Annotated in this window: 26 protein-coding genes; 13 read left to right on the top strand and 13 right to left on the bottom strand. The window is 66.5% G+C overall.

Features of this window, described 5'->3' with window-relative positions:
- Positions 1 to 4: 4 nt before the first annotated feature.
- Positions 5 to 856 (top strand): aspartyl/asparaginyl beta-hydroxylase domain-containing protein, encoded by an 852-nt coding sequence (locus XM50_RS13525; protein WP_231621980.1) that lies wholly within the window; start codon positions 5 to 7, stop codon positions 854 to 856.
- Positions 857 to 880: 24 nt separating this feature from the next.
- Here XM50_RS13525 and rimM read toward each other — a convergent pair whose 3' ends face one another.
- From rimM to ffh, 3 genes are all read right to left on the bottom strand, one after another.
- Positions 881 to 1,399, bottom strand: a complete 519-nt coding sequence (rimM, locus tag XM50_RS13520; protein ID WP_046410225.1) for a ribosome maturation factor RimM — start codon at positions 1,397 to 1,399, stop codon at positions 881 to 883.
- Between the two features lie 143 nt (positions 1,400 to 1,542).
- Complete coding sequence (gene rpsP / locus XM50_RS13515) at positions 1,543 to 1,998, bottom strand: 30S ribosomal protein S16 (RefSeq protein ID WP_046410223.1); 456 nt, start codon at positions 1,996 to 1,998, stop codon at positions 1,543 to 1,545.
- 87 nt (positions 1,999 to 2,085) lie between these two features.
- Positions 2,086 to 3,591: a signal recognition particle protein gene (ffh, locus tag XM50_RS13510; RefSeq protein WP_046410221.1), complete on the bottom strand. Its 1,506-nt coding sequence runs from the start codon at positions 3,589 to 3,591 to the stop codon at positions 2,086 to 2,088.
- Positions 3,592 to 3,789: 198 nt separating this feature from the next.
- Here ffh and XM50_RS13505 point away from each other — a divergent pair, with 198 nt between their 5' ends.
- Positions 3,790 to 5,400 (top strand): putative bifunctional diguanylate cyclase/phosphodiesterase, encoded by a 1,611-nt coding sequence (locus XM50_RS13505; protein ID WP_046410220.1) that lies wholly within the window; start codon positions 3,790 to 3,792, stop codon positions 5,398 to 5,400.
- 4 nt (positions 5,401 to 5,404) lie between these two features.
- Here XM50_RS13505 and XM50_RS13500 read toward each other — a convergent pair whose 3' ends face one another.
- Positions 5,405 to 6,913, bottom strand: coding sequence for a YifB family Mg chelatase-like AAA ATPase (locus XM50_RS13500; RefSeq protein ID WP_046410219.1), 1,509 nt, complete (start codon positions 6,911 to 6,913; stop codon positions 5,405 to 5,407).
- Positions 6,914 to 7,039: 126 nt separating this feature from the next.
- Between XM50_RS13500 and XM50_RS13495 the strand changes: the two genes are divergently transcribed.
- The 6 genes from XM50_RS13495 to yihA all read left to right on the top strand — a co-directional run bounded on the left by XM50_RS13495 (position 7,040) and on the right by yihA (position 10,567).
- The gene (locus XM50_RS13495; RefSeq protein WP_046410218.1) at positions 7,040 to 7,297 is read left to right on the top strand and encodes a hypothetical protein; all 258 of its coding nucleotides are present in this window, start codon (positions 7,040 to 7,042) and stop codon (positions 7,295 to 7,297) included.
- A gap of 84 nt (positions 7,298 to 7,381) precedes the next feature.
- Entirely contained in the window at positions 7,382 to 7,516 is a 135-nt protein-coding gene (rpmH, locus tag XM50_RS13490) for a 50S ribosomal protein L34 (RefSeq protein WP_028056723.1), read from the top strand.
- 32 nt (positions 7,517 to 7,548) lie between these two features.
- Positions 7,549 to 7,899, top strand: a complete 351-nt coding sequence (rnpA, locus tag XM50_RS13485; protein WP_082103228.1) for a ribonuclease P protein component — start codon at positions 7,549 to 7,551, stop codon at positions 7,897 to 7,899.
- Positions 7,896 to 8,108: a membrane protein insertion efficiency factor YidD gene (gene yidD / locus XM50_RS19760; protein WP_082103069.1), complete on the top strand. Its 213-nt coding sequence runs from the start codon at positions 7,896 to 7,898 to the stop codon at positions 8,106 to 8,108. The genes rnpA and yidD overlap by 4 nt, the downstream gene beginning before the upstream one ends.
- 30 nt (positions 8,109 to 8,138) lie before the next feature.
- Entirely contained in the window at positions 8,139 to 9,842 is a 1,704-nt protein-coding gene (gene yidC, locus XM50_RS13480) for a membrane protein insertase YidC (protein WP_046410215.1), read from the top strand.
- A 38-nt stretch (positions 9,843 to 9,880) separates the two neighbouring features.
- Positions 9,881 to 10,567, top strand: a complete 687-nt coding sequence (gene yihA, locus XM50_RS13475) for a ribosome biogenesis GTP-binding protein YihA/YsxC (protein ID WP_082103226.1) — start codon at positions 9,881 to 9,883, stop codon at positions 10,565 to 10,567.
- A 22-nt stretch (positions 10,568 to 10,589) separates the two neighbouring features.
- Here the strand turns inward: yihA and XM50_RS13470 are convergent, their stop codons facing one another.
- Complete coding sequence (locus XM50_RS13470) at positions 10,590 to 12,101, bottom strand: M20/M25/M40 family metallo-hydrolase (protein ID WP_046410214.1); 1,512 nt, start codon at positions 12,099 to 12,101, stop codon at positions 10,590 to 10,592.
- A 70-nt stretch (positions 12,102 to 12,171) separates the two neighbouring features.
- Between XM50_RS13470 and XM50_RS13465 the strand changes: the two genes are divergently transcribed.
- On the top strand, positions 12,172 to 12,837 hold the full coding sequence (locus tag XM50_RS13465) for a glutathione S-transferase family protein (protein WP_046410213.1): 666 nt from the start codon (positions 12,172 to 12,174) through the stop codon (positions 12,835 to 12,837).
- Complete coding sequence (dapE, locus tag XM50_RS13460; protein ID WP_046410212.1) at positions 12,834 to 13,955, top strand: succinyl-diaminopimelate desuccinylase; 1,122 nt, start codon at positions 12,834 to 12,836, stop codon at positions 13,953 to 13,955. The genes XM50_RS13465 and dapE overlap by 4 nt, the downstream gene beginning before the upstream one ends.
- A gap of 90 nt (positions 13,956 to 14,045) precedes the next feature.
- On the opposite strand, the gene XM50_RS13455 is transcribed toward dapE, so the two are convergent.
- From XM50_RS13455 to XM50_RS13430, 6 genes are all read right to left on the bottom strand, one after another.
- Positions 14,046 to 14,297, bottom strand: a complete 252-nt coding sequence (locus XM50_RS13455; RefSeq protein WP_046410211.1) for an ATP synthase F1 subunit epsilon — start codon at positions 14,295 to 14,297, stop codon at positions 14,046 to 14,048.
- 116 nt (positions 14,298 to 14,413) lie between these two features.
- Positions 14,414 to 15,886 (bottom strand): F0F1 ATP synthase subunit beta, encoded by a 1,473-nt coding sequence (gene atpD / locus XM50_RS13450; RefSeq protein WP_046410209.1) that lies wholly within the window; start codon positions 15,884 to 15,886, stop codon positions 14,414 to 14,416.
- A 76-nt stretch (positions 15,887 to 15,962) separates the two neighbouring features.
- Positions 15,963 to 16,565 (bottom strand): hypothetical protein, encoded by a 603-nt coding sequence (locus tag XM50_RS13445; RefSeq protein ID WP_046410208.1) that lies wholly within the window; start codon positions 16,563 to 16,565, stop codon positions 15,963 to 15,965.
- On the bottom strand, positions 16,565 to 17,446 hold the full coding sequence (locus tag XM50_RS13440; RefSeq protein WP_046410206.1) for a F0F1 ATP synthase subunit gamma: 882 nt from the start codon (positions 17,444 to 17,446) through the stop codon (positions 16,565 to 16,567). The genes XM50_RS13445 and XM50_RS13440 overlap by 1 nt, the downstream gene beginning before the upstream one ends.
- A gap of 123 nt (positions 17,447 to 17,569) precedes the next feature.
- Positions 17,570 to 19,099 carry a F0F1 ATP synthase subunit alpha gene (atpA, locus tag XM50_RS13435; RefSeq protein ID WP_046410204.1) on the bottom strand — a complete coding sequence of 510 codons (1,530 nt, stop codon included), beginning with the start codon at positions 19,097 to 19,099 and terminating at the stop codon, positions 17,570 to 17,572.
- A 5-nt stretch (positions 19,100 to 19,104) separates the two neighbouring features.
- Positions 19,105 to 19,674, bottom strand: a complete 570-nt coding sequence (locus tag XM50_RS13430; RefSeq protein WP_046410203.1) for a F0F1 ATP synthase subunit delta — start codon at positions 19,672 to 19,674, stop codon at positions 19,105 to 19,107.
- A gap of 137 nt (positions 19,675 to 19,811) precedes the next feature.
- Between XM50_RS13430 and XM50_RS13425 the strand changes: the two genes are divergently transcribed.
- A complete protein-coding gene (locus XM50_RS13425) occupies positions 19,812 to 20,504 on the top strand; it encodes a dienelactone hydrolase family protein (protein ID WP_046410201.1) in 693 nt (230 codons plus the stop codon).
- 68 nt (positions 20,505 to 20,572) lie between these two features.
- On the opposite strand, the gene XM50_RS13420 is transcribed toward XM50_RS13425, so the two are convergent.
- A complete protein-coding gene (locus tag XM50_RS13420; RefSeq protein ID WP_046410199.1) occupies positions 20,573 to 22,099 on the bottom strand; it encodes a hypothetical protein in 1,527 nt (508 codons plus the stop codon).
- Between the two features lie 60 nt (positions 22,100 to 22,159).
- Complete coding sequence (locus XM50_RS13415) at positions 22,160 to 22,939, bottom strand: enoyl-CoA hydratase (RefSeq protein ID WP_156167256.1); 780 nt, start codon at positions 22,937 to 22,939, stop codon at positions 22,160 to 22,162.
- An 80-nt stretch (positions 22,940 to 23,019) separates the two neighbouring features.
- On the opposite strand from XM50_RS13415, the gene ada reads away from it, so the two are divergent.
- Both ada and XM50_RS13405 read left to right on the top strand, forming a co-directional pair.
- Positions 23,020 to 24,078: a bifunctional DNA-binding transcriptional regulator/O6-methylguanine-DNA methyltransferase Ada gene (gene ada / locus XM50_RS13410; protein ID WP_046410197.1), complete on the top strand. Its 1,059-nt coding sequence runs from the start codon at positions 23,020 to 23,022 to the stop codon at positions 24,076 to 24,078.
- A 78-nt stretch (positions 24,079 to 24,156) separates the two neighbouring features.
- A complete protein-coding gene (locus tag XM50_RS13405) occupies positions 24,157 to 25,683 on the top strand; it encodes a CpaF family protein (protein WP_046410196.1) in 1,527 nt (508 codons plus the stop codon).
- The last annotated feature ends 57 nt before the right edge of the window (positions 25,684 to 25,740 follow it).

The raw sequence follows: 25,740 nt of genomic DNA, 5'->3' as shown, positions 1-25,740 counted from the left end.
CATCGTGAACACCATTTCTCCCGCCCGCGATTCCCTGGCACCTGACAAACGAGCAATCGCGCCGGTGCTGGTCCCGGATGTCTGCGCGATCTCGGGCGCGCCCGCCCCTTCGGCGGAGATGAAGGCTGATCCGAACCGTCCCTTGATCATCCGGGTGGGCAAGCATCTTCGCGGGATCTTCGACCGGCTGATCGCCTCGTCATCTTTGGTCTCGAACGATCCCGTGCTCGACGTGCGCACCTTCCCTTGGACGCAGTTGCTGCGCGACAATTGGGACGCGATCCGCGCAGAGGCGATCGAGGTCGCGCTGCGCGGCCAGGCCGCGCCCAGCCTCGCCACCATCTCGCCCGACCACCGGTCGATCGCGCAGGTGAACATGTGGCGGTCGTTCTTCATCTGGGGCTATGGCTATCGCATCGACGAGAACGCCGACCGCTGCCCCACCACTGCCCGCCTCGTCGAGCAGATCCCCGGCCTGAACAGCGCCTTCTTCTCGATCCTGGCGCCCGGCACACACATTCCCGCGCACCGCGGCGTTTCGAAGGGGCTGATCACCTGCCACCTCGGCCTGATCGTGCCCGATGACGGCGACGTGCGCATGCGTGTCGACAACCGTATCGTGCGTTGGCGCGAGGGCGAGACTCTGGTGTTCGACGACACCTATGATCACGAAGTGTGGAACGAGACCGGCGGCACCCGTGTGGTGCTCCTCGTTCAGTTCGAACGGCCGCTGCGCAATCCCGGCAAGTGGCTGGCGGATTTCTTCCTCGGCTTCGTGCGCCGCTCCGCCTTTGTGCAGGAGGCCCGTAACAACATCTCGATGTGGAATGCGGCGGTGAAGCAGATGGACGTCTGATCGCCGCCGGCCAACCCGCCCGTATCAGGCGTCGGCGAACGCCGCTGCGATCACCAGCCGCTCGTCATCCCATTCCGGAACCGCCTGCGGCGTCATCGGCACCATGAAACGCTTGCCGGTCGGGCGTTCGACCTCGATCACATCGCCGGCGCCGAAATTCTCGACCGAAACGACGAGGCCCAGCGTCTCGCCAGCGTCGGATACCGCTGGCAGGCCGATCAGGTCGGCATGATAATATTCACCCTCTTCCAACGGCGGCAAGGCGGCGCGCGGAACCGACAGTTCCAGCCCGCGCAATCCTTCCGCGGCCGTGCGGTCTTTCACTTCCGCAAACCGAGCGATCGTTCCGCGCACGCTTTTCAGCGTCAGCGCGCCATTGTTGAAGGAGGTATAGCTGGCAAGATCATCGGCGAAGAGCTTGAGCTTCACTTCGCCGCCGATGCCGTGCGCCCCCGTGATGACCGCCAGGACGACCTGCGGTTCACCCGTTGGGGGAGCCTTCGCCGCCTGTTGGGACGTCGTCTGCGCCTTCGGCGGGCTCACTCGCAGAGACTCCTTCGTTGCTGGCGACCTGTTCGTCGTCATCGCTTGCGGTCCTGGGGTCTGGCGCGTGAGGCTTGGGGTCGACGGTCATGGCACGTTCCTTTCGCTGCCGAAGGAAAACGCGCCATGACCCGATTTGATGCTTACTGCTCGGCCGTCGCGTCGGCGACCTTCTCGGCCTCTGCGCTCGGCGTCTCGGTCGCTGCGTCGACTTCCGCGGCCATCACGGCCTCGGTCTCCGCCTGCGACGCTTCCTCAGCGGCCTTCAGCTTCTCGGCACGCTCCTCGGCGCGCTCCTTGGCCTTCTCGCCCGGCTCGGCTTTCTTCGGGTTGTTGCGGGCTGCACGCTCGCGAACGCCGGCGAGGTCGAGGAAGCGGGCGACACGATCGGTTGGCTGCGCGCCATTGCTCAGCCAGTGCTTCGCACGCTCCGCGTTCAGCACGACGCGCTTCTCGTCGTCCTTGGCGAGCAGCGGGTTGTAGTTGCCGATCTTCTCGATGAAGCGGCCATCACGCGGGCTGCGCGCATCGGCCACGACGATGCGATAGTACGGACGCTTCTTGGAGCCGCCACGCGACAGGCGAATGCTGAGTGCCATTGTAGTCTTCCTTGCCTTCTAAGTCTTCGTCCCTGCGCACGCGGGGATTTCGTTGGTGACAATGTTGCCCCGCGACGGGGCGGTTGCTTACTTCTTGAACTTCGGAAATCCGGGCGGCAGGCCGCCCGCACCACCGGGCAGACCAGGGAGCCCGCCGCCGGCCTTGCCCAGCATGTCGCCAAGCTCCGGCCCGCCCAGCGCGTTGCCGATGCCGGCCATGCCGCCGCCAGGACCACCCTTGCCCAGCATCGCCAGCATGCCCTTGATACCGCCCATCTTGCGGATCTTCTTCATCGCGGTGGACATTTCCTGGTGCATCTTCAGCAGCTTGTTCACGTCCTGAACGGTCGTGCCGCTGCCCTTGGCGATACGAATCTTACGCTTGGCGTTGATCAGTTCGGGCTTCGATCGCTCCTTCGGCGTCATCGACGTGATCATCGCATCCATGCGCAGCAGAATGCGTTCGTCGACCGCGCCGTTGGCCATCGCCTGCTGCGCCTTCTTCATGCCGGGCATCATGCCGGCGAGCGCGCCGAGGCCGCCCATGCGGCGCATCTGCGCCAGCTGGCCACGCAGGTCGTCCATGTCGAACTGGCCCTTGGCCAGCTTCGCCGCCATGCGCTCGGCGTCTTCCTGCTGGATCGACTCCGCCGCCTTCTCGACCAGGCTGACGACATCGCCCATGCCCAGGATACGGCCGGCAACCCGCTCCGCATGGAACGCCTCGAGCGCGTCCATCTTTTCGCCGACGCCGGCAAACTTGATCGGCTTGCCGGTGACGGCGCGCATCGACAGCGCCGCACCACCGCGCGCATCGCCGTCCATGCGGGTCAGCACGACGCCGGTCAGCGGCACCTGCGCCGAGAAGCTCTGCGCGACATTGACCGCGTCCTGGCCGGTCAGCGAATCGACGACGAGCAGGATTTCCTGCGGCGTGGCGATTTCCGCCACTGCCTTCATCTCGTCCATCAACGCCTGGTCGACGTGGAGACGACCGGCGGTGTCGAGCATCAGCACGTCGAAGCCCTGCAGCTTCGCCGCCTGAAGTGCGCGGCGGGCGATATCGACCGGCTGCTGCCCGGCCACGATCGGCAGCGTCTGCACCTCGATCTGCTTGCCCAGCGTCGCCAGCTGCTCCTGCGCCGCCGGGCGATTGACGTCGAGCGACGCCATCAGCACCTTCTTGCGATCGCGGCCCGCCTTGCCGCCCGACAGGCGCTTGGCGATCTTCGCGGTCGTGGTCGTCTTGCCCGACCCCTGCAGGCCGACCATCATCACCACCGCCGGCGGCGTGACGTCGATCTTCAGCTCGGCCGCTTCGGGATCGTCGCCGCCGAGCATCGCGACCAGCGCGTCATTGACGATCTTGACGACCTGCTGCCCCGGAGTCACCGAGCGCAGCACGTTCTGGCCGATCGCCTTTTCGGTGGCCTCTTCGACGAACTGCCGCGCGACCGGCAGCGCGACGTCAGCCTCCAGCAACGCGATGCGCACTTCGCGCATGGCCTGCCGGACATCGGCCTCGGTCAGCGCGCCGCGGCCGCGAAGACGGTCGAATACACCGCCAAGACGGTCGCTCAGGCTGTCGAACATCGCGTCAAAACTCCTTTCTTCCGCCCAAACGCAAAAGCGCCGGCGGGCGAAACCTCGCCGGCCAGCGTGCACCACAATGGGCGCTCGTCTTCAGCGTTCAACTCGGAACGTTGCGCGGCCTGTACGGCAAACGGCGCTTCAGGGCAAGCATCGGGCAGTTAACAAATTATACATGGCCCCGCCGCATCATGGGGCGAGATGGAAGACTCGGCGCCCCCCGCCCAGGTCTCGCGTGGTTCTGCTGAGCCGCGCGCTACCCCTGCAGGCCGTATCACGATCGCCGCGATCGGGCTGTTCGTTGCGCTGCTCGGTGCAACGGCCGCCACCCTTCTGCAGCGCAGGTTCGGCGGCGCGGTGGACGAACTGATGGTCCTCGCGCTTCTCCTGAATGTCGCGCTCATTCTTCTCGGGTGGCACCGCCATCGCCAGATCACCCAGCTGGTCGGGCAGCGGCTGGCGAACAGCGCTCGTACCCGCCTGACGCCGACCAGTGATCCGCTGACCGGCCTGCTCAATCGTCGGGCGTTGACGGAGCAGGGCAGCGCGATGCTGCTCGATGCGTCGCGCAGGCATCGCGCCACCGCGCTCCTGCTGGTCGATCTCGATCGCTTTCGCGCGGTGAACGAACTCCATGGCCACGCCACGGGTGACAAGCTGCTCGCCCGCGTTGCCAGCCAGATCCAGGCCGAGCTGCCACCTTTCGCACTGGCCGGACGGCTCGGCGGGGACGAATTCGTCTGCGCCTTCGTCTTCGATCCGCGCGATCCCGATACCGTACAGCGTATAGCCGAGCGCCTCGTCAGCCACCTCGCGCAGCCGATCGAGATCGACGGCGCGGGCATTCAGATCACGGCTACCATCGGCCTTGCACGGTCGGACGTGGAGCGTGGCTCGATCGACGCGCTGACGCGCGCGGCCGAAATCGCGATGTGCGCCGCCAAGGAAGCCGGGCGAAACCGCGTCGGCTGGTTCGATCCGGCGATGGCGCGTGCGCTGCAGGCGCGCAACGAACTGGAACAGGCGCTGCGCGACGCCATTCCGGCGGGCCAGATCATCCCCTATTTCGAACAGCAGATCGACCTCGCCACCGGCCAGTTGTTCGGGTTCGAAGTGCTCGCCCGCTGGGACCACCCGGTCCACGGCATCATCCCGCCAGACCGGTTCATCACCATCGCCGAACAGACCGGCATGATCGCCGACCTGTCGCTGGCCGTGATGCGTCAGGCGTTCCATGCCGCGCGCGACTGGGATCCCTCGCTCAGCCTGTCGATCAACATCTCGCCCGCGCAGTTGCGCGACGCCTGGCTGCCGCAGAAGATCATCAAGCTCCTGCTCGAAACCGGCTTCCCCGCGCATCGGCTGGAGATCGAGATCACCGAAGGCGCGCTGTTCGAAAACCTGCCGCTCGCTCAGTCGATCGTCGGCAGCCTCAAGAACCAGGGCATCCGCGTCGCGCTGGATGATTTCGGCACTGGCCATTCCAGCCTCGGCCACCTGCGCGCGCTGCCGTTCGACCGGATCAAGATCGACCGGAGCGTGGTGAAGGCGGTCGCCAGCGACAGCGACAGCGCCGCTGTGGTCAGCGCCATCGCCGGCCTTGGCTCCAGCCTGAACCTGCCGGTAACCGCAGAAGGCGTCGAGGACATCGAGACGGAGGGCTGGCTGCGCAACCTCGGCTGCGCACGCGGCCAGGGCTATCTCTACGGGCGGCCGATGAACTCGGCCAACACGCGCAGGCTCCTGGCGGAGCGGCGCCTCCTTGCCCCCGGCGCGCCGCTGCTCGATCCCGATCACCGCCTCGCCGGCTGACCCCTCAATTTGTCGGCGCCCGCCGCCGATAGCTCAGCGCCTCCGCCACATGGATGCGTCCCACGGCGTCGGAACCCGTCATGTCGGCAATCGTCCGGGCGACGCGCAGGATGCGGGTATAGCCGCGCGCCGACAGCCGCATCGCCTCCGCCGCCTGCGCCAGCAGCGCACGCCCCGCCGCATCCGGCGCGCAGAACGCCTCCAGCACATCGCCATCGGCTTCGGCATTCGTCCTTATGCCGCGGTCGCGATACCGGTCCTGCTGGATCGCCCGCACCTGTGCCACGCGGGCGGCTACCTGGGCCGACCCCTCCACTGGGGGCGGCAGCATCAGGTCGGCGGCGCTCACCGCCTGCACTTCGACATGCAGGTCGATCCTGTCCAGCAAGGGGCCCGATACCTTCGCCTGGTAATCGGAGGCACATTTCGGCGCCCGGGCGCAGGCCAGCCCGGCATCACCCAGATAGCCGCAGCGGCAGGGGTTCATCGCCGCGACTAGCTGCACACGCGCCGGAAAGGTCACATGCGCGTTGGCGCGCGCCACGCTGACCGTGCCGGACTCGAGCGGCTGGCGCAGCGAGTCGAGCACCGCGCGCTGGAACTCGGGCAGCTCGTCGAGGAACAAGACCCCCAGGTGCGCCATGCTCACCTCGCCCGGCCGCACCTTCAGCCCGCCGCCGGTAAGCGCCGCCATCGAGGCTGAATGATGCGGTGCGCGGAAGGGTCGGGTGCGGGTTAGCCGCCCGTTCTCCAACACCCCCGCCACCGATTGCACCATCGACACTTCCAGCGCCTCGGCTGGATCGAGCGAAGGCAGGATGCCCGGCAGACAGGACGCCATCAGCGACTTGCCGGCACCCGGCGGTCCGACCATCAGCAGGTTGTGTCCGCCCGCCGCTGCGATCTCCAGCGCGCGCTTGGCCGTCTCCTGCCCCCGCACCTGCCGCAGGTCCGGCCCCTCACCACCAGCGACGACCTCACCCGGCGCCGGGGCCGAGAGCAACCCGTGGCCCTTCAGGTGATTGATCAGCGATAGCAGGTCGGGCGCGGCCAGCACCTCGATCGAACTCGCCCAGGCGGCTTCGGCGCCCTGCGCGGCCGGGCAGATCAATCCACGCCCCAGTTCCGCGGCATGCAACGCGGCCAGCAGCACCCCAGGTGACGCGGCGATCCGTCCGTCCAGCGTCAACTCACCGACGATGACATAATCCGCCAGCGCCTCGGCATCGACCACGCCCATCGCAGCCAACAGCCCCAGCGCGATGGGAAGGTCGAAATGCGATCCTTCTTTCGGTAGGTCGGCCGGCGACAGGTTCACCGCGATCCGCTTGGGCGGCATGGCAAGCCCCATGGCGGCAATCGCGCCGCGCACGCGCTCGCGACTTTCGCCGACTGCCTTGTCGCCCAGCCCGACCAGATTGAACGCCGGCAGGCCAGCTATCAGTTGCACCTGAACCTCGACCGCGCGCGCCTCCAGCCCCAGATACGCCACCGTCGCGACGATCGCCGCCATGCATCCCCCGCCCCCGTTATGACATTGTTCATAGCCGCTTTGTCAGCGCTGCAAACCATTCATCACCGTCTTGTCTTCGCAACACACCGGAGCCACATGCGGCGCATGCATGATCGCCACCCTGCCATGAGGATCCTGCAGCTCTCGCTCGGCGGCGTGCTGCTCGTGGGCGCGGCGGCGATGGGGCCGTTGCCGGGGCCGGGCGGCATCTTCCTGTTCGCCGGCGGCATGATCCTGATCCTCCGCAACTCGCGCCGCGCGCAGGTGCGCTGGGCCCGTGCCAAACGTCGCTGGCCACGCGTCGGCAACATCGCGGACCGGGCAATGCGCCGCCGCGGTGCGCTGCGCCGCCGCGCGCGGGATCGCGTGATCGGCTCGCGTTGACTTACCCGTCACCTTCACCTATGCGGCGCCATGTTCGGGCTGCCCCTCGTGGCGGCCCTTCTTTTTCAGATTCGGGAATGAGCAATGAAGCGGACCTTTCAGCCGAGCAACCTGGTGCGGGCACGCCGTCACGGCTTCCGTGCGCGGATGGCGACGGTCGGCGGCCGCGCCGTGATTCGGGCGCGTCGCGCGCGCGGTCGCAAGAAGCTGTCGGCCTAACGGCCGGTCAGCCTCGCGCAGGCGACTCGATCATTCAGACGCTTACCCGCCGCCGGGATTTCCTGGCGGCGAACGCGGGCGAGCGCGCACCCATGCCCGGCTTCGTGCTTCTGGTGCGCCCCCGCAATGATGGCGACGCGACGATCCGCGTTGGCTATACCGTCACCAAGAAAATCGGCAACGCGGTGGTGCGCAACCGGATGAAACGCCGGCTGCGGGCGCTCGCGCGTGAGCTGCTGCCGTCAGATGGCGTGCCGGGTGCAGATCATGTCCTGATCGGCCGTATGGGCGGAATCGAGCGTGATTATGCCAGCCTGCGTGCCGAATTCGGCAAGGCGCTGCGAAAGACGGCTACGCGTGTCCGCGGCAAGGTGCCGGGATGATCGCCCGCCTGCTGATCCTGGTGGCTCGGCTATGGCAACTCGGCCCGTCGCTCATCCTGCCACCAACCTGTCGTTACCAGCCAAGCTGTTCGGCCTATGCAATCGAGGCCTTGCGCCGCTATGGCGCAGCACGAGGCAGCTGGCTCGCGGCAAAGCGCATCGCGCGATGTCATCCGTGGGGCGGGCACGGCTATGATCCGGTCCCATGATGGATTGGGCCCTAAGGGAATAAGGCGCTCGTGAACAAAGAGAACAAGAACTTCGTGCTGTTCGCGGTCATCGCGGCGCTGATCCTGTTCGGCTGGCCGGTGGTGCAGAACCGCTTCTTCCCGACCGCCAATCCGCCGGTGACGAAGATCGAGGACGGCAAGACCGAGGTTCTGCCGAACAAGAACGCCGATCCGACGGCCGATACGCCGGCCGCCAATCGCGACCGCGCCGTCGTGCTGCGCGAAACGCCGCGGGTGCAGATCGACACGCCGACCATGCACGGCTCGATCAACCTGAAGGGCGCGCGGATCGACGATCTCGTGCTGAAGAATTACAAGGTCACCGTGGCGAAGGATTCGCCGCCGGTGCGCCTGCTGTCGCCAGCGGGCGCGCCCGAGGCATATTTCGCTGCGTTTGGCTGGCGTGACGACGGCCTCTCGCCGCCGTCCGCCGACACGGTCTGGACCGCCTCGTCCAACCTCCTTGCCCCCGGAAAGCCGGTCACGCTGACCGCCACCAACGACAAGGGCCAGCGCTTCACGATCGAGCTGACCGTCGACGACGGCTATATGTTCGGGATCAAGCAGACGGTCGCCAATGCAGGCACCGGCGCCGTTCCGGTCGCCGCCTACGGCCTGGTCAACCGCGCCGGCGTGTCGAAGGATCCGGACAGCTGGACGATCCACGTCGGCCCGATGTCGGTCCACAACGACAAGGCCGACTATGACGTCGATTTCAAGGATCTGGACGAAGCGCCGCAGCGCTTCTCCACCACCGGCGGCTGGCTCGGCTTTGCCGACAAATACTGGCTGACCGCGCTGATCCCGGATCAGGTGCGTCCCTTCGACGGCCAGTTCCGCGCCGGTGCCAACAAGGCCTATCAGGGCGATTACACCACCAACGCCCAGCTGCTGCCCCCGGGCCGCCAGATCACCCAGACGAGCCGCTTCTTCGCCGGCGCGAAGGAAGTTCGCCTGCTTGATCATTACACCGACAAGGAAGGCGTCACCCGGTTCGACTATGCACTCGACTGGGGCTGGTTCCGCGTCGTTGAGAAGCCGATCTTCTACTATCTCGACTGGCTGTTCCGCCATGTCGGCAACTTCGGCGTCGCGATCATCCTGCTGACGCTGACGATCCGCCTGCTCATGTTCCCGATCGCGCAGCGCCAGTTCGCGTCGATGGCCAACATGCGCGCCGTCCAGCCGAAGATGAAGGCCATCCAGGAGCGCTTCAAAGACGACAAGCCGCGGATGCAGCAGGAGATCATGGCGCTGTACAAGACGGAGAAGGTCAATCCGCTCGCCGGCTGCCTTCCCACCCTGTTGCAGATCCCGATCTTCTACGCGCTGTACAAGATGCTGATGCTGACGATCGAAATGCGGCATCAGCCGTTCGTCGGCTGGATCAAGGATCTGTCCGCGCCCGATCCGCTGACCCCCGTCAACCTGTTTGGCCTGCTCGCCTTCACCCCGCCGTCATTCCTGGCGATCGGCGTGATCCCGATCCTGCTCGGCATCAGCATGTACTTCCAGTTCAAGCTGAACCCGGCGCCGATGGATGACGCACAGAAGCAGATCTTCGCGCTGATGCCGTGGGTACTGATGTTCGTGATGGCGCCGTTCGCGGTCGGCCTCCAGGTCTACTGGATCACCTCCAACGTCCTCACCATCCTGCAGCAGAAGCTGCTCTACGCCCGCCACCCGGGCCTGAAGGAAGCACCGTCGAAATGAGCCAGTCCCCCTCCGACACCGGCGATACGCCCGGCGATATGCCGGTGCCGGAGGTGGCAGGCCATCTCGCGCCCGACGTCAGCGAAGCGGCAAGCCGCTCCGCCGAGGAGATCGAGACCGCGCGAAAGATCTTCGCCGGCCGGATCGAGTTTCTGAAGTCAGCCCCCGCGCTTCAGTTCCTGCCCGATCCGCTGGTGCCCGAAGTCGCTTTTGCCGGTCGCTCCAACGTGGGAAAGTCGTCGCTCATCAATGCGCTGACCGGGCGCAAGACGCTGGCACGCACCTCGGTCACGCCGGGGCGAACGCAGGAGCTGAACTTCTTCGATATCGGCGATCCGCTGCTGTTCCGCCTCGTCGACATGCCCGGCTACGGCTTTGCCAAGGCGCCCAAGGACATCGTCAAGAAATGGCGCTTCCTGGTGAACGACTTCCTGCGCGGGCGTCAGGTGCTGAAGCGCGCGCTGGTGCTGATCGACGCGCGCCACGGCGTGAAGGACGTCGATCGCGAGATCCTGGAGATGCTCGACAAGGCGGCCGTCAGCTACCGCATGGTGCTGACCAAGGCGGACAAGATCAAGGCGAGCGAGCTTGCCGAGGTCACGGAACGCACCGTCGCTGAGGCACGCAAGCGCCCCGCCGCGCATCCGGAGATCATCGCCACCTCCGCCGAGAAGGGCATGGGCATCCCCGAACTGCGCGCCGCGGTGATCGAGGCGATCGGCTGACCGATCGCCCCCACCTGCACCCTCAGGCGATCGCTGCGACCTGATACAGGAAATCGGCGAACACGGCGGTCGCCGCATCATAGCCCATCACCTTCGGATTGGTGCTTTCGATCAGCAGATATTCGTCAGGAGCATGGGCGCCATTGCCATGCCCCAGCCCGAACTGTCCCGCGGGTAGCGACACGGGTGCGCCGGTAAAGATATAGCCGGGCCAGCTTCCTGCGAGCCGCGGATAGACCGTCGTCTTCACCCCTGCCCGCTCGCACGTCGCGCGTTCGGCCTTGATCAGCGCCGAGTCCTCCGCCGTCTCGGTCGGGTCGTAGCCACCACCCACCTTGACGGCGATGTCCTTGAACCCGCGCTTGTCCAGATGCGCGCGCACCTTGGCGACGCAATCGGCATAGGTCTGGTTGGGCACCAACCGGAAATCGAGCTTCGCCGTCGCCCTGGCCGGCAGGATCGTCTTGCCGCCTGGGCCGGTATAGCCCGCGACCAGCCCCTCGATATTGACCGTCGGCATCGCCGCCAGCCGCTCCAGCGTCGCCTGCCAGCTCTCCTCGCCGATCCACTTCTTCACCCCGGCCTGCCGCAACGCATCAGTCGAGTCGCTCACCCGCGCGTTCTCCGCGATCAGCGCCTTCTCGCGCGCGGTCAGCGGGCGAACCTTGTCGAACCAGCCGTCGATCGTCGGCGTATTCCCGTCCTCGGACACCAAGGTGTCGAGCGCCTTGACCAGCCGCCACGCCGGCGCGTCGATGATCGCCTTCTGGCTGGAATGGATGTCGCGCGTCGGCCCGCGGTCCCAATTGTCGGCCGAGGCGATCAGCTCCAGTTCAACGATACCCTTGGCGCCCAGGTTGATCGTGAAGTCACCCGTCGTCGGGTCCTGCCACATCGCCGGGATAATCACGCCGCTGCATTTCTTCAGCGCCGCCAGCACCTCGGGCCGCTCGACGATCTGCCTGAAGTTGGGAGAGCCGATTTCCTCCTCACCCTCCGCCACCAGCACCAGATTGACCGGCGGCTTCACACCCGCGCGCTTGAACGCATGAAGCGCGGCCAGCATCGCGCTTTCCGGCCCCTTCTGGTTCACCGCCCCGCGCCCGACCAGCACCTTGCCCAGCCCCGGCTTGTCGACGATCCGCCCCTCCAGCGGCGGCGAGGTCCATTCCGCCGGGTCGAACTGCTTGACGTCATACATGAAATACAGGCCCAGCGTCTTGGCCGCGCCATTATCCATCGTCGCGAATACGCCCGGCGCGCCATCGGTGGGGACGATCGTCGCCTGCTGGAACCCGGCATCGCGCGCCATTTGCGCCATCATCGCCGCGCCCTTGTCCATGTCGCGGTTCTCCGCCGCGATGGAGGGCAGCGCGATCCACTGGCGCAGCCGCGCGATCGCTTCGTCATGGCCGGCGATCACCGCGCGGCGGATCTTGTCCATGGCTCCGCCCTGTGCCGTTGCCGCTCCCGGCGCCAGCAACGCCGCCCCCGCCACTGCGCCGCCCAGCAGCCCGCGCCGATCCGTCTCCATAATCCCCCCTCGTTCTGTTTCGCCCGGCGAATGTTGCACGGGGTCGCGCGCGGCTCTACCCCTTGCAGCTATGAAATTGATCATCGGCAACAAGGCCTATTCCTCCTGGTCGCTGCGCGGCTGGCTCGCCTGCAAGCAGTCGGGCGTCCCGTTCGAGGAAGTCGTGGTGCCGCTCTATGATCAGGATTGGGACAAGCGCCGTGGGGGCGCAGAGTTCGCCCCGTCATCTGGCAAGGTGCCGATCCTGTGGGATGGTGACGCGGTGGTGTGGGACAGCCTCGCCATCATCGAATATCTCGCCGACAAGGTCGGCCGAGACGTGTTCTGGCCCAAGGACGATGCCGCCCGCGCCATGGCCCGCTCAATGGCGGCGGAAATGCATTCCAGCTTCGTCTCGCTGCGCCGCGAGCACAGCATGAACATCCGCCAGATCTATCCGCCCGCACCGCCATCGGCTGGCGTGGTGGCCGATCTCACCCGAATGATGGAATTGTGGGCGCAGGCCCGCGCCCGCTGGGGTGGCGATGGCGAGTTCCTGTTCGGGGAGTTCAACGCCGTCGACATCATGTTCGCGCCTGTCTGCACCCGCATCGTTACCTATTCGCTGCCGGTCGCGCGGTTCGCGCAATCCTATATCGCGGCCGTCCTCGCCCATCCGTTCATGCAGGACTGGATCGCCGGTGCGCAGGAAGAGGATTGGGTGATCGAACAGTTCGAACAGCCGGCCCGGCAATGACCGATGTTCTCGCGCTGGCGCAGGCCTTGCTCGCCTGCGAAAGCGTTACCCCTGCCCGCGGCCTGGTGTTCGACGTGCTTGAGGCGGCCTTGCGCCCGCTCGGCTTCGACGTGGATCGCTTCTTGGTCGGCGAGGCGCCCGACGGTCCGGTCGAAAACCTCCTCGCCGTCCGCGGCAGCGGCGGGCCGCACATCGCCTTTGCAGGCCACCTCGACGTGGTCCCGCCGGGTGACGGCTGGACCAGCGGCGCCTTCGAGCCGGAGGTCCGCGGCGATCTGCTCTATGGCCGCGGCGCCGTTGACATGAAGGGCGCGATCGCCGCCTTCGTCGCGGCCGCATCGCAGGTCGATGGCCCCGGCACCACCAGCCTGCTGATCACCGGCGATGAGGAAGGCCCGGCGATCTACGGCACCCGCGCGTTGATCGATCGCATGGCGACACGCGGCATCCGCCCGGACGCCTGCCTCGTGGGAGAGCCGACCTCGACGACGCGGCTCGGCGACATGATGAAGATCGGCCGGCGCGGATCGGTCAACATCTGGATCGATATCCCTGGCCGCCAAGGGCATGTCGCCTACCCGCACCTCGCCGACAATCCGATCCCGCGGCTCATTGCGGCCTTGGCCGAGATCGAGGGAATCGTGCTGGACGCGGGCACCGACTGGTTCCAGCCGTCCAATATCGAGGTGACCGATATCACCGTCGGCAACCCCTCGACCAACGTGATCCCGGCGCGCGCTACTGCCCGCCTCTCGATCCGCTTCAATGACCTGCACCGGGGCGAAGAGCTAGGCCGACGGATCACCGCCATCGTCCAGCGCCACGCACCCGACGCGATCGTCACGCCCAAGGTGTCGGGAGAGGCGTTCCTGACCGAGCCCGGCGCTCTTTCGGCCACCCTCGCCACCTCGATCGAGGCCTGTACCGGGCTGGTGCCCGAACTTTCCACCTCGGGCGGCACGTCGGACGCGCGCTTCCTCGCTGCGGTCTGCCCGGTGGTGGAATTCGGCCTGCTCAACGCGACCATGCACAAGCTTGATGAGGCGGTATCGGTGGCCGACCTCCACACGCTGACCAGCATCTACGCCGACTTCCTCCAACGGAGCTTCGCCCGCTAGCGCCGACGCCCAAAACGACAAAGGCCTCCCCGGATCCGATCCGGGGAAGCCTTTGACAATGTCCGCTAAGGACGCGTGAGCGAACCGCCCTTAGGCAGCATGCTCCGCCAGAACGGTCAGGCCGTTGGCGTTCACTTCAGCAAAGCCGCCGCGAATGGCGATCGTTTCCGGCGCGGCGCCCGCGGTCTTCTGGACCAGCAGATTGCCGTCGCGGATCGTCGACATCAGCGGTGCATGGCCTTCCAGCACGCCGAAGTCGCCTTCGGTGCCGGGAACGGTGACCATGTACACGCTCTCGCTGCGGACGAGGCGTTCAGGCGTGACGAGTTCGAAGTGCAGCATTTCTTCTTCTCAATCCCTTCCACCCGGGAAGGGGCTGGGAGGACCGGGCGGTCGGGGTCGATCCTCAGATCAATCCCCGCCCTGCGGCCCTCCTGTTAGGCAGGAGGGAAACGTGCTTACGCTTCCTGCGCCAGCTTCTCGGCCTTGGCGACGACTTCGTCGATGCCGCCGACCATGTAGAAGGCTGCTTCCGGCAGGTGATCGTACTCCCCGTTCACCACCGCCTTGAAGCTGCGCACCGTGTCCTCGATCTGCACGAACTTGCCGGGGATGTTGGTGAACACCTCGGCGACGTGGAACGGCTGGCTGAGGAAGCGCTGGATCTTGCGGGCGCGGCTGACGGTCAGCTTATCCTCTTCGGACAGCTCGTCCATGCCGAGGATGGCGATGATGTCCTGCAGCGACTTGTACTTCTGCAGGATCGTCTGCACGGCGCGCGCCGTCTCGTAATGCTCCTGGCCGACAACGCGCGGCTCGAGAACGCGGCTGGTCGAATCGAGCGGGTCCACCGCCGGATAGATGCCGAGTTCAGAGATCGCGCGGTTAAGCACGGTCGTCGCGTCCAAGTGGGCGAACGAGGTCGCCGGCGCCGGGTCGGTAAGGTCGTCCGCGGGGACGTACACGGCCTGCACCGAGGTGATCGAACCCTTGTTGGTCGACGTGATGCGCTCCTGCAGCGCGCCCATGTCGGTCGACAGAGTCGGCTGATAGCCCACCGCCGACGGAATACGGCCGAGCAGTGCCGACACTTCCGCGCCCGCCTGGGTGAAGCGGAAGATGTTGTCGACGAAGAACAGCACGTCCTGGCCCTCAACGTCACGGAAGTATTCCGCGATGGTCAGGCCCGACAGAGCGACGCGGGCACGCGCGCCCGGCGGCTCGTTCATCTGGCCGAACACCAGCGCCACCTTCGACCCTTCGGTCGTCGGGTTGCCGTCGGCATCCTTGGCGATAACGCCCGCGTCGAGGAACTCGTGGTACAGATCGTTGCCCTCGCGGGTACGCTCACCGACGCCCGCGAACACCGACGTGCCGCCATGGCCCTTCGCGATGTTGTTGATCAGCTCCTGGATCAGCACGGTCTTGCCGACGCCGGCGCCGCCGAACAGGCCGATCTTGCCGCCCTTTGCATAAGGCGCGAGCAGGTCGATCACCTTGATGCCGGTGACCAGGATCGAGCTTTCGGTCGACTGGTCGATGAACTCCGGCGCCTTGGCGTGGATCGGCGCGTGATGCTCCGAGTTGACCGGGCCGCGCTCGTCGATCGGCTCGCCGACGACGTTCAGGATGCGGCCGAGCGTCGCCGGGCCGACCGGCACGGTGATCTGCGCGCCCGTGTCGGTCACGCTCTGGCCGCGGGTCAGGCCCTCGGTCGAATCCATCGCGATCGTGCGAACGGTGTTCTCACCCAGGTGCTGGGCGACTTCGAGCACCAGGCGCTGGCCGTTGTTGCTCGTCTCCAGCGCCGACAGGATCGCCGGCAGGTGGGTGTCGAACGTCACGTCGACCACCGCGCCGATCACCTGGCTGATGCGGCCCACATTGTTGCTGCCCGAAGTGGTCGGGCGATCCTCGAGGACGGTGGCCATCTTGCTTCTACCTTCTTCGTCGTGCCTGCGGGTGCAGGATTGTGTCGTTGGTCGTCGTGCGGGGCGTTGCGGCGGCTCAGCTAGCCGTCGGGTCGGTCCCGTTCAATATAGGGTCGCCGGGCGTGAAGGTCACGGCCAGCAACCGATCCTTGTCGGTCGTCTCACGATCGACGGCGTAGCGCGCGCCGCCCGGCACCGTGCCGGTCGCGCTCGCTTCGCCATGGATCGCCTTCAACGCCTGGTCGCCACCGGCCACGCCAAGCTGGGTAAGCGCCTGGCTCATCCACTTGTCGAACTGGTCGCGCGCCTGCTGGTCGTTCGACGCAAGCGGCTCGACCAGCGTGAAGGTGACTCGCGACAGCTTCTTCTCGTCTCCGGCGGCGACGAACATCGCCATCACCGGGTTGGGCGCCGACGGATCGGTCATCGCCGTTGGCACGGCCTCCGATCGCCATTCGCCACCGACCTTCTCATATGCACCGGGGCGAAGCCCGATGCGTGCGAAATGGTCGATCGAGCTTGCCGGATCGTCGAACACCCCTTGCCAGGTTCCCCCGGCAAGATTGGGCGAGACGAAGCTGTTGTTGTAGGCCGCCTCTGCCGTGTCATTCCCGGCAGGCGCGCCGGAGCAACCCGCCAGGGCAAGCGTCGCCGCCGCCAGCAGGATGCCCGCCTTCATCACAGGGCTTCGGCGCCCGAGATGATCTCGACCAGCTCGGTCGTGATCGCGGCCTGACGCGCGCGGTTGTACTGGATCGACAGCCGCTTGATCATGTCGCCGGCGTTGCGCGTCGCATTGTCCATGGCGGTCATGCGGCTGCCCTGCTCGGACGCGGCATTTTCCTGCATGGCGCGGAACACCTGGATCGCGACGTTGCGCGGCAGCAGCTCGGCGAGGATCGCTTCCTCGTCGGGCTCGTACTCCACCGCCGCATCGCCATCGTTGGCGGTATCGACGGCAACCGTCGGCACCGACACCGGAATGATCTGCTGCCCGGTCGGGATCTGCACCAGCGCCGACTGGAACTTGGCGTAGAACAGATGCGCGACGTCGAACTCGCCCGCCTCGAAGCGTGCGATCAGGTCATCGGCAACTTCGCGTGCCTGGTCGAAACCGAGCACCTTGTGCTGCCCGAGCTCATGATCGGCCAGGATCGCGTCCGGGTAGAAACGGCGCAGCACGCGCCCCTTCTTGCCGGCGAGATAGAAGCGCACCGTCTTGCCCTGGCCTTCCAGCTCCTCGGCCTTCTTGCGCGCGGCACGAACGATGTTCGTGTTGAACGCGCCCGCCAGGCCGCGCTCCGACGTCGCGACGACGAGCAGGTGCACCTGGTCCTTGCCGGTGCCCGCGAGCAGCTTGGGGCTGTTCTCGCTGACCGTCACCTTGGACGCGAGGCTGGACATCACCGCCTCCAGCCGCTCCGCATAGGGGCGACCGGCGATCGCCGCTTCCTGCGCACGGCGCAGCTTCGCGGCGGCGACCATCTTCATCGCCTTGGTGATCTTCTGCGTCGACTTCACCGAGCCGATGCGGATCTTTAGGGCCTTGAGGCTTGCCATTCTAGTTCTTCACCGTCCCCTCACCCGTCATGCCGCGCCTGCGCGGCCTCCCGCCTGTTCCTGCCGTGGCAGCAGCGGGACCCCGGCCTGACGCCGGGGTGACGCGATGTGTTGCCCTATCCGTTACGCGAACGTCTTGGCGAAAGCGTCGAGCGCCGCGACGACCTGGCCCTTGGCCTCGTCGCCCAGATCGCGCGTATCGCGGATCTTCGCCAGCGTCGCGCCATGCTGGTCGCGCATGAAGGCCAACATCGCCGCCTCGTAACGGACCACGTCCTGCACCGCGACATTGTCGAGATAGCCGTTGGTGCCGGCAAAGATCGACACCGTCTGCTCCTCGAACGGCAGCGGCGAGAACTGCGGCTGCTTCAGCAGCTCGGTCAGGCGCGCGCCACGGTTCAGCAGCTTCTGGGTCGATGCGTCGAGGTCCGAACCGAACTGAGCGAAGGCCGCCATCTCGCGGTACTGCGCCAGCTCCAGCTTGATCGAGCCCGACACCTTCTTCATCGCCTTGGTCTGCGCGGCCGAGCCGACGCGGCTCACCGACAGACCGACGTTGATCGCCGGGCGGATGCCCGCGAAGAACAGGTCGGTTTCAAGGAAGATCTGGCCGTCGGTGATCGAGATCACGTTGGTCGGGATGTAGGCCGACACGTCGCCTGCCTGCGTCTCGATGATCGGCAGCGCGGTCAGCGAGCCACCGCCATTGGCGTCGTTCATCTTCGCCGCACGCTCCAGCAGGCGCGAGTGGAGATAGAACACGTCGCCGGGATAGGCTTCACGGCCCGGCGGACGGCGCAGCAGCAGCGACATCTGACGATAAGCGACTGCCTGCTTGGAAAGGTCGTCGAACACGATCACGGCGTGCATGCCGTTGTCGCGGAAGAACTCGCCCATCGCGGTGCCGGTGTACGGCGCCAGGAACTGCAGCGGCGCCGGGTCCGAAGCGGTCGCGGCGATGATGATGGAATATTCCATCGCGCCATTCTCTTCCAGCGTGCGGACGAGCTGCGCGACGGTCGAACGCTTCTGGCCCACTGCGACATAGACGCAGTACAGCTTCTTCGATTCGTCGTCGCCCTTGTTCACTTCACGCTGGTTGATGAACGTGTCGATCGCGATTGCCGACTTGCCGGTCTGACGATCACCGATGATCAGCTCGCGCTGGCCACGGCCAACCGGCACAAGCGCGTCGATCGCCTTCAGGCCGGTCTGCACCGGCTCATGCACCGATTTGCGCGGGATGATGCCCGGCGCCTTCACCTCGACGCGGCGGCGCTCGGCCGCCACGATCGGGCCCTTGCCGTCGATCGGGTTGCCCAGGCCATCGACCACGCGGCCTAGCAGGCCCTTGCCGACCGGCACGTCCACGATGGTGCCGGTACGACGAACGGTGTCGCCTTCCTTGATCTCGGCGTCCGAGCCGAAGATCACGACGCCGACGTTGTCGGCTTCGAGGTTGAGGGCCATGCCCTGCACGCCATTGGCGAACTCGACCATCTCGCCCGCCTGGACGTTGTCGAGGCCATAGATGCGCGCGATGCCGTCACCGACGCTGAGCACCTGGCCGGTCTCGCTGACCTGGGCCTCGGTGCCGAAGTTGGCGATCTGGTCCTTGATGACCTTGGAGATTTCTGCGGCGCGAATATCCATTGTTCTTAGCCCTTCATCGCGCTGGCGAGCGCATTCAAGCGGGTACGGATCGACGAATCGATCATCTGGGAGCCGACGCGGACGACAAGTCCGCCAAGCAGCGCAGGATCGACCGACAGCTCGACCGACACCTCGCGGCCGACGCGCTGGCGCAGCTGCTGCTTCAGTTCGGTGACCTGATCGTCGGTCAGCGGGTGCGCGCTGGTGACGTCAGCGGTGACTTCGCCGCGATGGTGCGCGGCAAGCATGCGAAAGGCGCGAATGATCGCGGGCAGCTGCGCCAGCCGGCGATTCTGCGCCAGCACGCCCAGGAAGTTGCGCGTCACGGGATCAACGCCGAGCTCGTCGGCGGTCGCCAGCACAGCCTTTCCTGCCGCGTCGCGCGCCACGACCGGCGAGGTCGTCAACGCCTTGAAATCGTCCGACTGATCCAGTGCGGCCCGAACCTTTGCCAGGCTCGCCTCCACCGTATCGATCGTCTTCGCCTGTTCGGCGAGGTCAAACAGCGCAGTCGCATACCGACCGCCCAGGCTCGCCTGGATGCTGCCACCTAGATTACCGCTGGAACCATCCACGCGAGTCGAATCCCCGTTCGCACTAAGGTTAAACCCCCATGCGAAAACACGACGCGCTAACGGCGCCGACGCTTGGGTTGGCCGCCGCGTAGCAAAGGGGTAGCGTGGATGCAACAATCGGAAACGGAGGGATTGCGATGCTTGATGGCCCGACGGGCAAGATGATGCGCATGACGATGAGCGACGGCGCCGATATCGCGGTCTATCACGTCACTCCCGCGGGCGAGCGGCGCGGCGGGGTCGTGCTGGTGCAGGAAATCTTTGGCGTTACCGATCACATCCGCGACATGGCCGATGATTATGCGACCGAAGGATATGAAGTGCTCGCCCCCGCGCTGTTCGACCGCGAGCATCCGGGGTTCGAGGCGGACTATACAGGCCCCGGCTTCGAGCGCGCGGTTGAGCTGGCGCGCACGCTTCACCCGTTCGACCTGTCACTGAAGGACACGCAAAGCTGCATCGACCGTCTCAAGGACAAGGGGCCGGTGTTCGTGGTCGGCTATTGCTACGGTGGCTCCGTCGCCTGGGCGGCCGCGACGAAGCTCGACGATGTGGCCGCCGCCTCGGCCTATTATGGCAGCATGATTCCCGCCTTCGCCGCGGAAGCCGCCCCACGCGTTCCCGTTATCGCGCACTTCGGCCGCTATGATCGCGGCATCCCGATGGAGGGCGTCGAGGCGACCATCGCCTGCGCGCATCCGCTCGCCGAAGTTCATGTCTATGAAGCCGGGCACGGCTTCAACTCCGACCGGCGCAAGGATTATCACGAGCCCTCGGCCGAACTCGCGCGCGACCGGACGCTGACGCTGTTCCGCGAAACCGCCGGCTGATCAGCGCCAATCGGTGGCGGCGCGGCTAGCCGCCCTGGCAGAAGGTCTGCGGCGGCGGGGCGCGCCGCTCACGGCTGTTCGCCCGTCGCCTCCGTTTTCACCTCGCCGACCGCCCGGATCTCGCTCCCCGTCTTCCCCGCTTCGATTGCGGTCAGCATGGCCAACGCCAGATTATCCTCGGGCGCGTGGGGATGATAGGCGATCGGCCGCAAGAGCCGCTTGGCCTCGGCCCACTCCTTTGCCTCGATCCGCCCCACTGCCGCGGCCATCCTGACCCCCCAATCCTGCGGTGTCAGTTCCTGCGCGCGGTACAGCCCCTTGATCGCCGACGCGGTCGGCTGGCGCTCCTGCATCTGGAAACTCAGCCAGAACCACCAGAGCGGCTCGGCATCGTCCGGATCGCTGCGGTTGGCCGCGATGATGCTGCGGCGGGCGCGGTCCCACTGCGCGGCATCCTTGACATTGCCCTGCTTCAACTGGCGCAGCAGTGCCGCGCCGCGATACATATGCGCCTGGACGGATCGGGCATCCCGCGCGATCGCCTGGTCCGCCGCCGCCACCGCCGCGTCATATTGCTCGGCATCAAAGGCCATTTCGGCCAGCCATCCCTGAACCAGCGCGTCATCGGCATATTTGACGGCGATCGGAGCCGCCCTGGCGTACAGCTTCGCCGCCTCCGTCTTGGTGACGCCGCGTATCGATCGCATTCGTAGGTCGATCATGTCCGCTTCGCCCGCTGACAAACGCCGCACACGGGCCGCCGGCAACACATTCCCATCGTACATCATGGTCATGGCCGGCATCCGCGAGCCGGCAAGATACCGGTCCACTTCGATCGACAATGCGCCAAGGTCGCCGAATGACTGTTCGGCCGCCGCCACGCTTGGCGTGCCGCTATTCAGCAGCCTCAGATATTGCTGGAACTGCCGGTACCGCTCGGGCTTGAACGTCAGATAATGGGTGAGCAGCCAGCCGCGCCCATAAAACGCGTCCTGCCGCTCGGCGCTGCCCAGCCGCGATCGCAGCGTCGGATCGAACATTTCCGGCACCCGAAAGCGCTGGCCCTGGAACAGCCCACGGGCGCGGTGCTGCGCCGGGACGCCGATCTGCGCCGAATCGTCCTCGATCCGCATCGTCGACGCGAACTCGGCGAAGCCTTCTGTGTACCAGGCGGGAAAGGCGAGGTCGTAGGACGCGAACATGAAATGGTGCGCATATTCGTGGAACAGCACCATCTGCCCGATGCCATTGTCACCGAACGACGACGCCTTGCCGCTGAACGCGATCGATCCACTCACCCGCGTTTGGTAGAAGCCTCCGACATTCTGGCATCCGCACAGCGATCGCACCTGCGAATCATCGATCAGAAAGACGGTGACCTTGCGCGACGCAATCTCGGGCTCGTCCTGCACCTTGGCGAACCGGCGCAGCCCCCAGTCGAGCCGTTCCAGCGCCTCCGACTGGCGCCGAATCATCTTCTCGCTCGTGTCCGAATACAGCACGAAGTGCCGCGACGACGCCTCCAGCCATTCGGCTGCGGCAGGCGTCGCCGCCAGGATCGCACCGCACAGTGCGGCCAGTTTCCCCCAGGTCATCCATCCCCCGTTTTCATCCCCGTTCCATGAACTTAGCGGGGATATTTGGGAAGAAAAGCGCTATTGCGACCGCCCCCGCGCCTGTACCGCCGCGCGCCGTGCCTCGACCGCTTCCGGCGTCACCGCCTGGTTCGCCGCCGACGAGCGCTCATGCTCCAGCGCCATCGCCTCGCCGAACGGCCGCGCAAAGCCATCGTCGATCAGCTTCTTGTACGCCGCGATGAAGCCTGCATCGGCAGAAGCAATGTCCCCCGCCAGCTTGCGCGCCGTCGCCAGCAGGTCGCCCGCCGGCACCACGCGATTGACCAGCCTCCAGCGCTCGGCGGTCGCCGCATCGATGAAATTGCCGCTCAGCGACAATTCCTTGGCCCGCGAAATGCCGATCAGCCGCGACAGTTTCTGGCTCAACCCCCAGCCCGGCATCACGCCGACCCGCGCATGGGTGTCGGCAAAGCGCGCATTCTCGCTCGCGATCAGGATATCGCATGCCAGCGCCACCTCGAACCCGCCGGTGATCGCCACCCCGTTGATCGCGCCGATCACCGGCTTGCGGCACAGTTCGATCGCCTTGACCGGGTTCTCGTCCGCGCCGCGCGCATTGGCGGAGCCGAGTGCGCCGGCCTGCGATCCCAGCTCCTTCAGGTCCAGCCCGGCGGTAAACGCGCGCTCGCCCGCCCCCGTCAGCACCACCGCCCGCACGTCATCGTCGGCGTCGACCTGTTTCATCACCGCGTAGAGGCGCGCCCGCAGCGCGGTCGACAGCGCGTTCATCGCCCCCGGCCGGTTCAGCGTCACCGTCGCCACGCCATCGGCCACGTCCAGCAAGACCAGATCGTCCATTCACCCTCTCCCGTTCATTGTTCTGTTTTGATCGCAAGCCATGGGATGCCTGCGTCCGCGCGGTGTCGTACATCAGGGTCATGAGCGATGCCATCGACACCGACGCCGCTTGGGCCGCCTTCGCCAGCCGCGATCGTGGCGCCGACGGCCGGTTCGTGGTCGCGGTGCGCACCACCGGCATCTATTGCCGGCCAAGCTGCCCCGCCCGGCACCCCCGGCGCGAGAATGTGTCCTTCTACCCCGCCCCCGATCAGGCGCGCGCGGCCGGCTATCGCGCGTGCCTGCGCTGCCGCCCGGACGAGATCGCCCGCGATCGCCTCGCCGTCGCCCGCGCGCTCACTCTCCTCGACGCGGCTGAGGTTCCGCCCCCGCTGGAAGAACTCGCCACCAGCGTCGGCTACGCCCCGCACCATTTCCACCGCCTGTTCAGGCGCGCGACCGGCGTCACGCCCGCCGCTTATGCGCGCGGGCTGAAGGCAAGCCGCGCCACCGAGGCGCTCGCCGCCGGCGCCTCCGTCACGACGGCCATCTACGAGGGCGGCTATTCCGCGCCGAGCCGCTTCTACGACCACGCCGTCCCACGGCTCGGCATGAGCCCCAGCGCCTGGAGCCGCGGTGGCGCCGGCGTCACGATCCGCTGGACTATCGCGCCGACCAGCCTTGGCCCCCTGCTGGTCGCCGCCACCGACCGCGGCATCTGCCGCCTCGCCTTTGATACCGGGCCGGACGACCTCGACCGCCTGTTCCCCCAGGCGCAGATCATCCCCGGCGACGCGGCGCTCGCCCACCTCGCCCAAGAGGTCGTCGCGCTTGTCGAATCCCCCGCCCGTGACCACAACCTGCCGCTCGACGTGCGCGGCACCGCCTTTCAGGAGGCGATCTGGCAGGCATTGCGCACCATCCCGCCCGGCGAGACGCGCAGCTATGCCGATCTCGCGGCGCTCGCCGGCCGGCCGGGGGCGGTACGGGCGGCGGGAAGCGCGTGCGGCGCCAACCACGTCCCCATCCTCATCCCCTGCCACCGAGTCACCCGCAGCGACGGGGCAACTGGCGGCTACGCCTTTGGCCCCGAGCGCAAACAGGCGCTGCTTGCCCGGGAAAAAGACACCGCCACCGCCCGCGCCCCATCGCGCGACTGATCCCGCCAGACGCCCGTAATTAGGCAAATATAAAGCCTTGCCGCTTACCAATTCTCCGGTGTTAGCAGGACGGATGGCATGAGCGCTTTTGGGCGTCGTAACAACGTAGGTACGGCCGCGCGCCCCGGGTTTGGCGTGGCGCGCCCGATGCAGGGTGGCGCCCCGGCGCCCCGCCCCGATGGCGGTGACCAATTCCCCGCGCTCGACGCCCTGCCCCTTCCCGGAGAGCTTGCGGCGCCCGACATCGTCGGCACCATGCCGGGGCTCCAGATGGACGCGATGCAGCGCCTCGCCGAACGTCAGGCCACCTCGGGCGACGCCGGCAACAGCCGCATGGAAGGCTTCGAGGCGTCGATCCACAAGATCAAGGAACAGGTGCTCCCGCGCCTTCTCGAGCGCGTCGATCCGGAGGCCGCGGCCACGCTCGGCAAGGACGAGCTGGCGGAGGAATTCCGCCCGATCATCGGCGAGGTGCTCGCCGAGCTGAAGCTCACCCTCAACCGCCGCGAACAGTTCGCGCTGGAAAAGGTGCTGGTCGACGAGCTGCTCGGCCTCGGCCCGCTCGAGGAACTGCTGGCCGATCCCGAAATCTCGGACATCATGGTCAACGGCCCGGACCAGACCTTCATCGAAAAGAAGGGCAAGCTGCAACTCGCGCAGATCCAGTTCCGTGACGAGGAACATCTGTTCCAGATCGCGCAGCGCATCTGCAACTCGGTCGGCCGCCGCGTCGACCAGACGACGCCGCTCGCCGACGCTCGTTTGAAGGACGGCTCCCGCGTCAACGTGATCGTCCCGCCGCTCTCGCTTCGCGGCACCGCCATCTCGATCCGTAAATTCTCTGCCAAGCCGATCACGCTCGACATGATGGCCGGCTTCGGATCGATGTCGCCCAAAATGGCGACCGCGCTGAAGATCGCCGGCGCCTGCCGCTTCAACATCGTCATCTCGGGCGGCACCGGCTCGGGCAAGACGACGATGCTCAACGCCCTGTCGAAGATGATCGACCCCGGCGAGCGCGTGCTGACGATCGAGGACGCGGCCGAACTCCGCCTCCAGCAGCCGCACTGGCTGCCGCTCGAAACCCGCCCCGCCAATCTTGAGGGTCAGGGCGAGATCTCGATCCGCGATCTCGTCAAGAACGCGCTGCGTATGCGCCCGGACCGTATCATTCTCGGCGAAATTCGCGGCGCCGAGTGTTTCGACATGCTCTCGGCGATGAACACCGGCCACGATGGCTCGATGTGCACGCTCCACTCCAACAGCCCGCGAGAGGCGCTGGCGCGTATGGAGAACATGGTGATGATGTCGGACATCAAGGTGCCGAAGGAGGCGATCAGCCGCCAGATCGCCGATTCGGTCGACATGATCATCCAGGTGAAGCGCCTGCGCGACGGCTCGCGCCGGGTCACCAACGTCACCGAGGTGATCGGCATGGAAGGCCCCGTGATCGTCACGCAGGAGCTCTTCAAGTTCGAATATCTGGACGAGAGCGCCGACGGGAAGATCATCGGCGAATATCGCGCCATGGGCCTTCGCCCCTATACGATCGACAAGGCCAAGCAGTTCGGCTTCGATCAGGCGTTTCTCGAGGCGTGCCTCTGATCCGCCACCGTTGATCTTTGACGACAAGGAAGGGGCATCCGCCGACCGATCAGGCCG

It is taken from the genome of Sphingomonas sp. Ag1 (assembly GCF_000980895.1).
Classification (GTDB): domain Bacteria; phylum Pseudomonadota; class Alphaproteobacteria; order Sphingomonadales; family Sphingomonadaceae; genus Sphingomonas; species Sphingomonas panaciterrae.
Note: the sequence above shows the minus strand (reverse complement) of the source record. Positions and strands in the feature narration are given on the sequence as shown.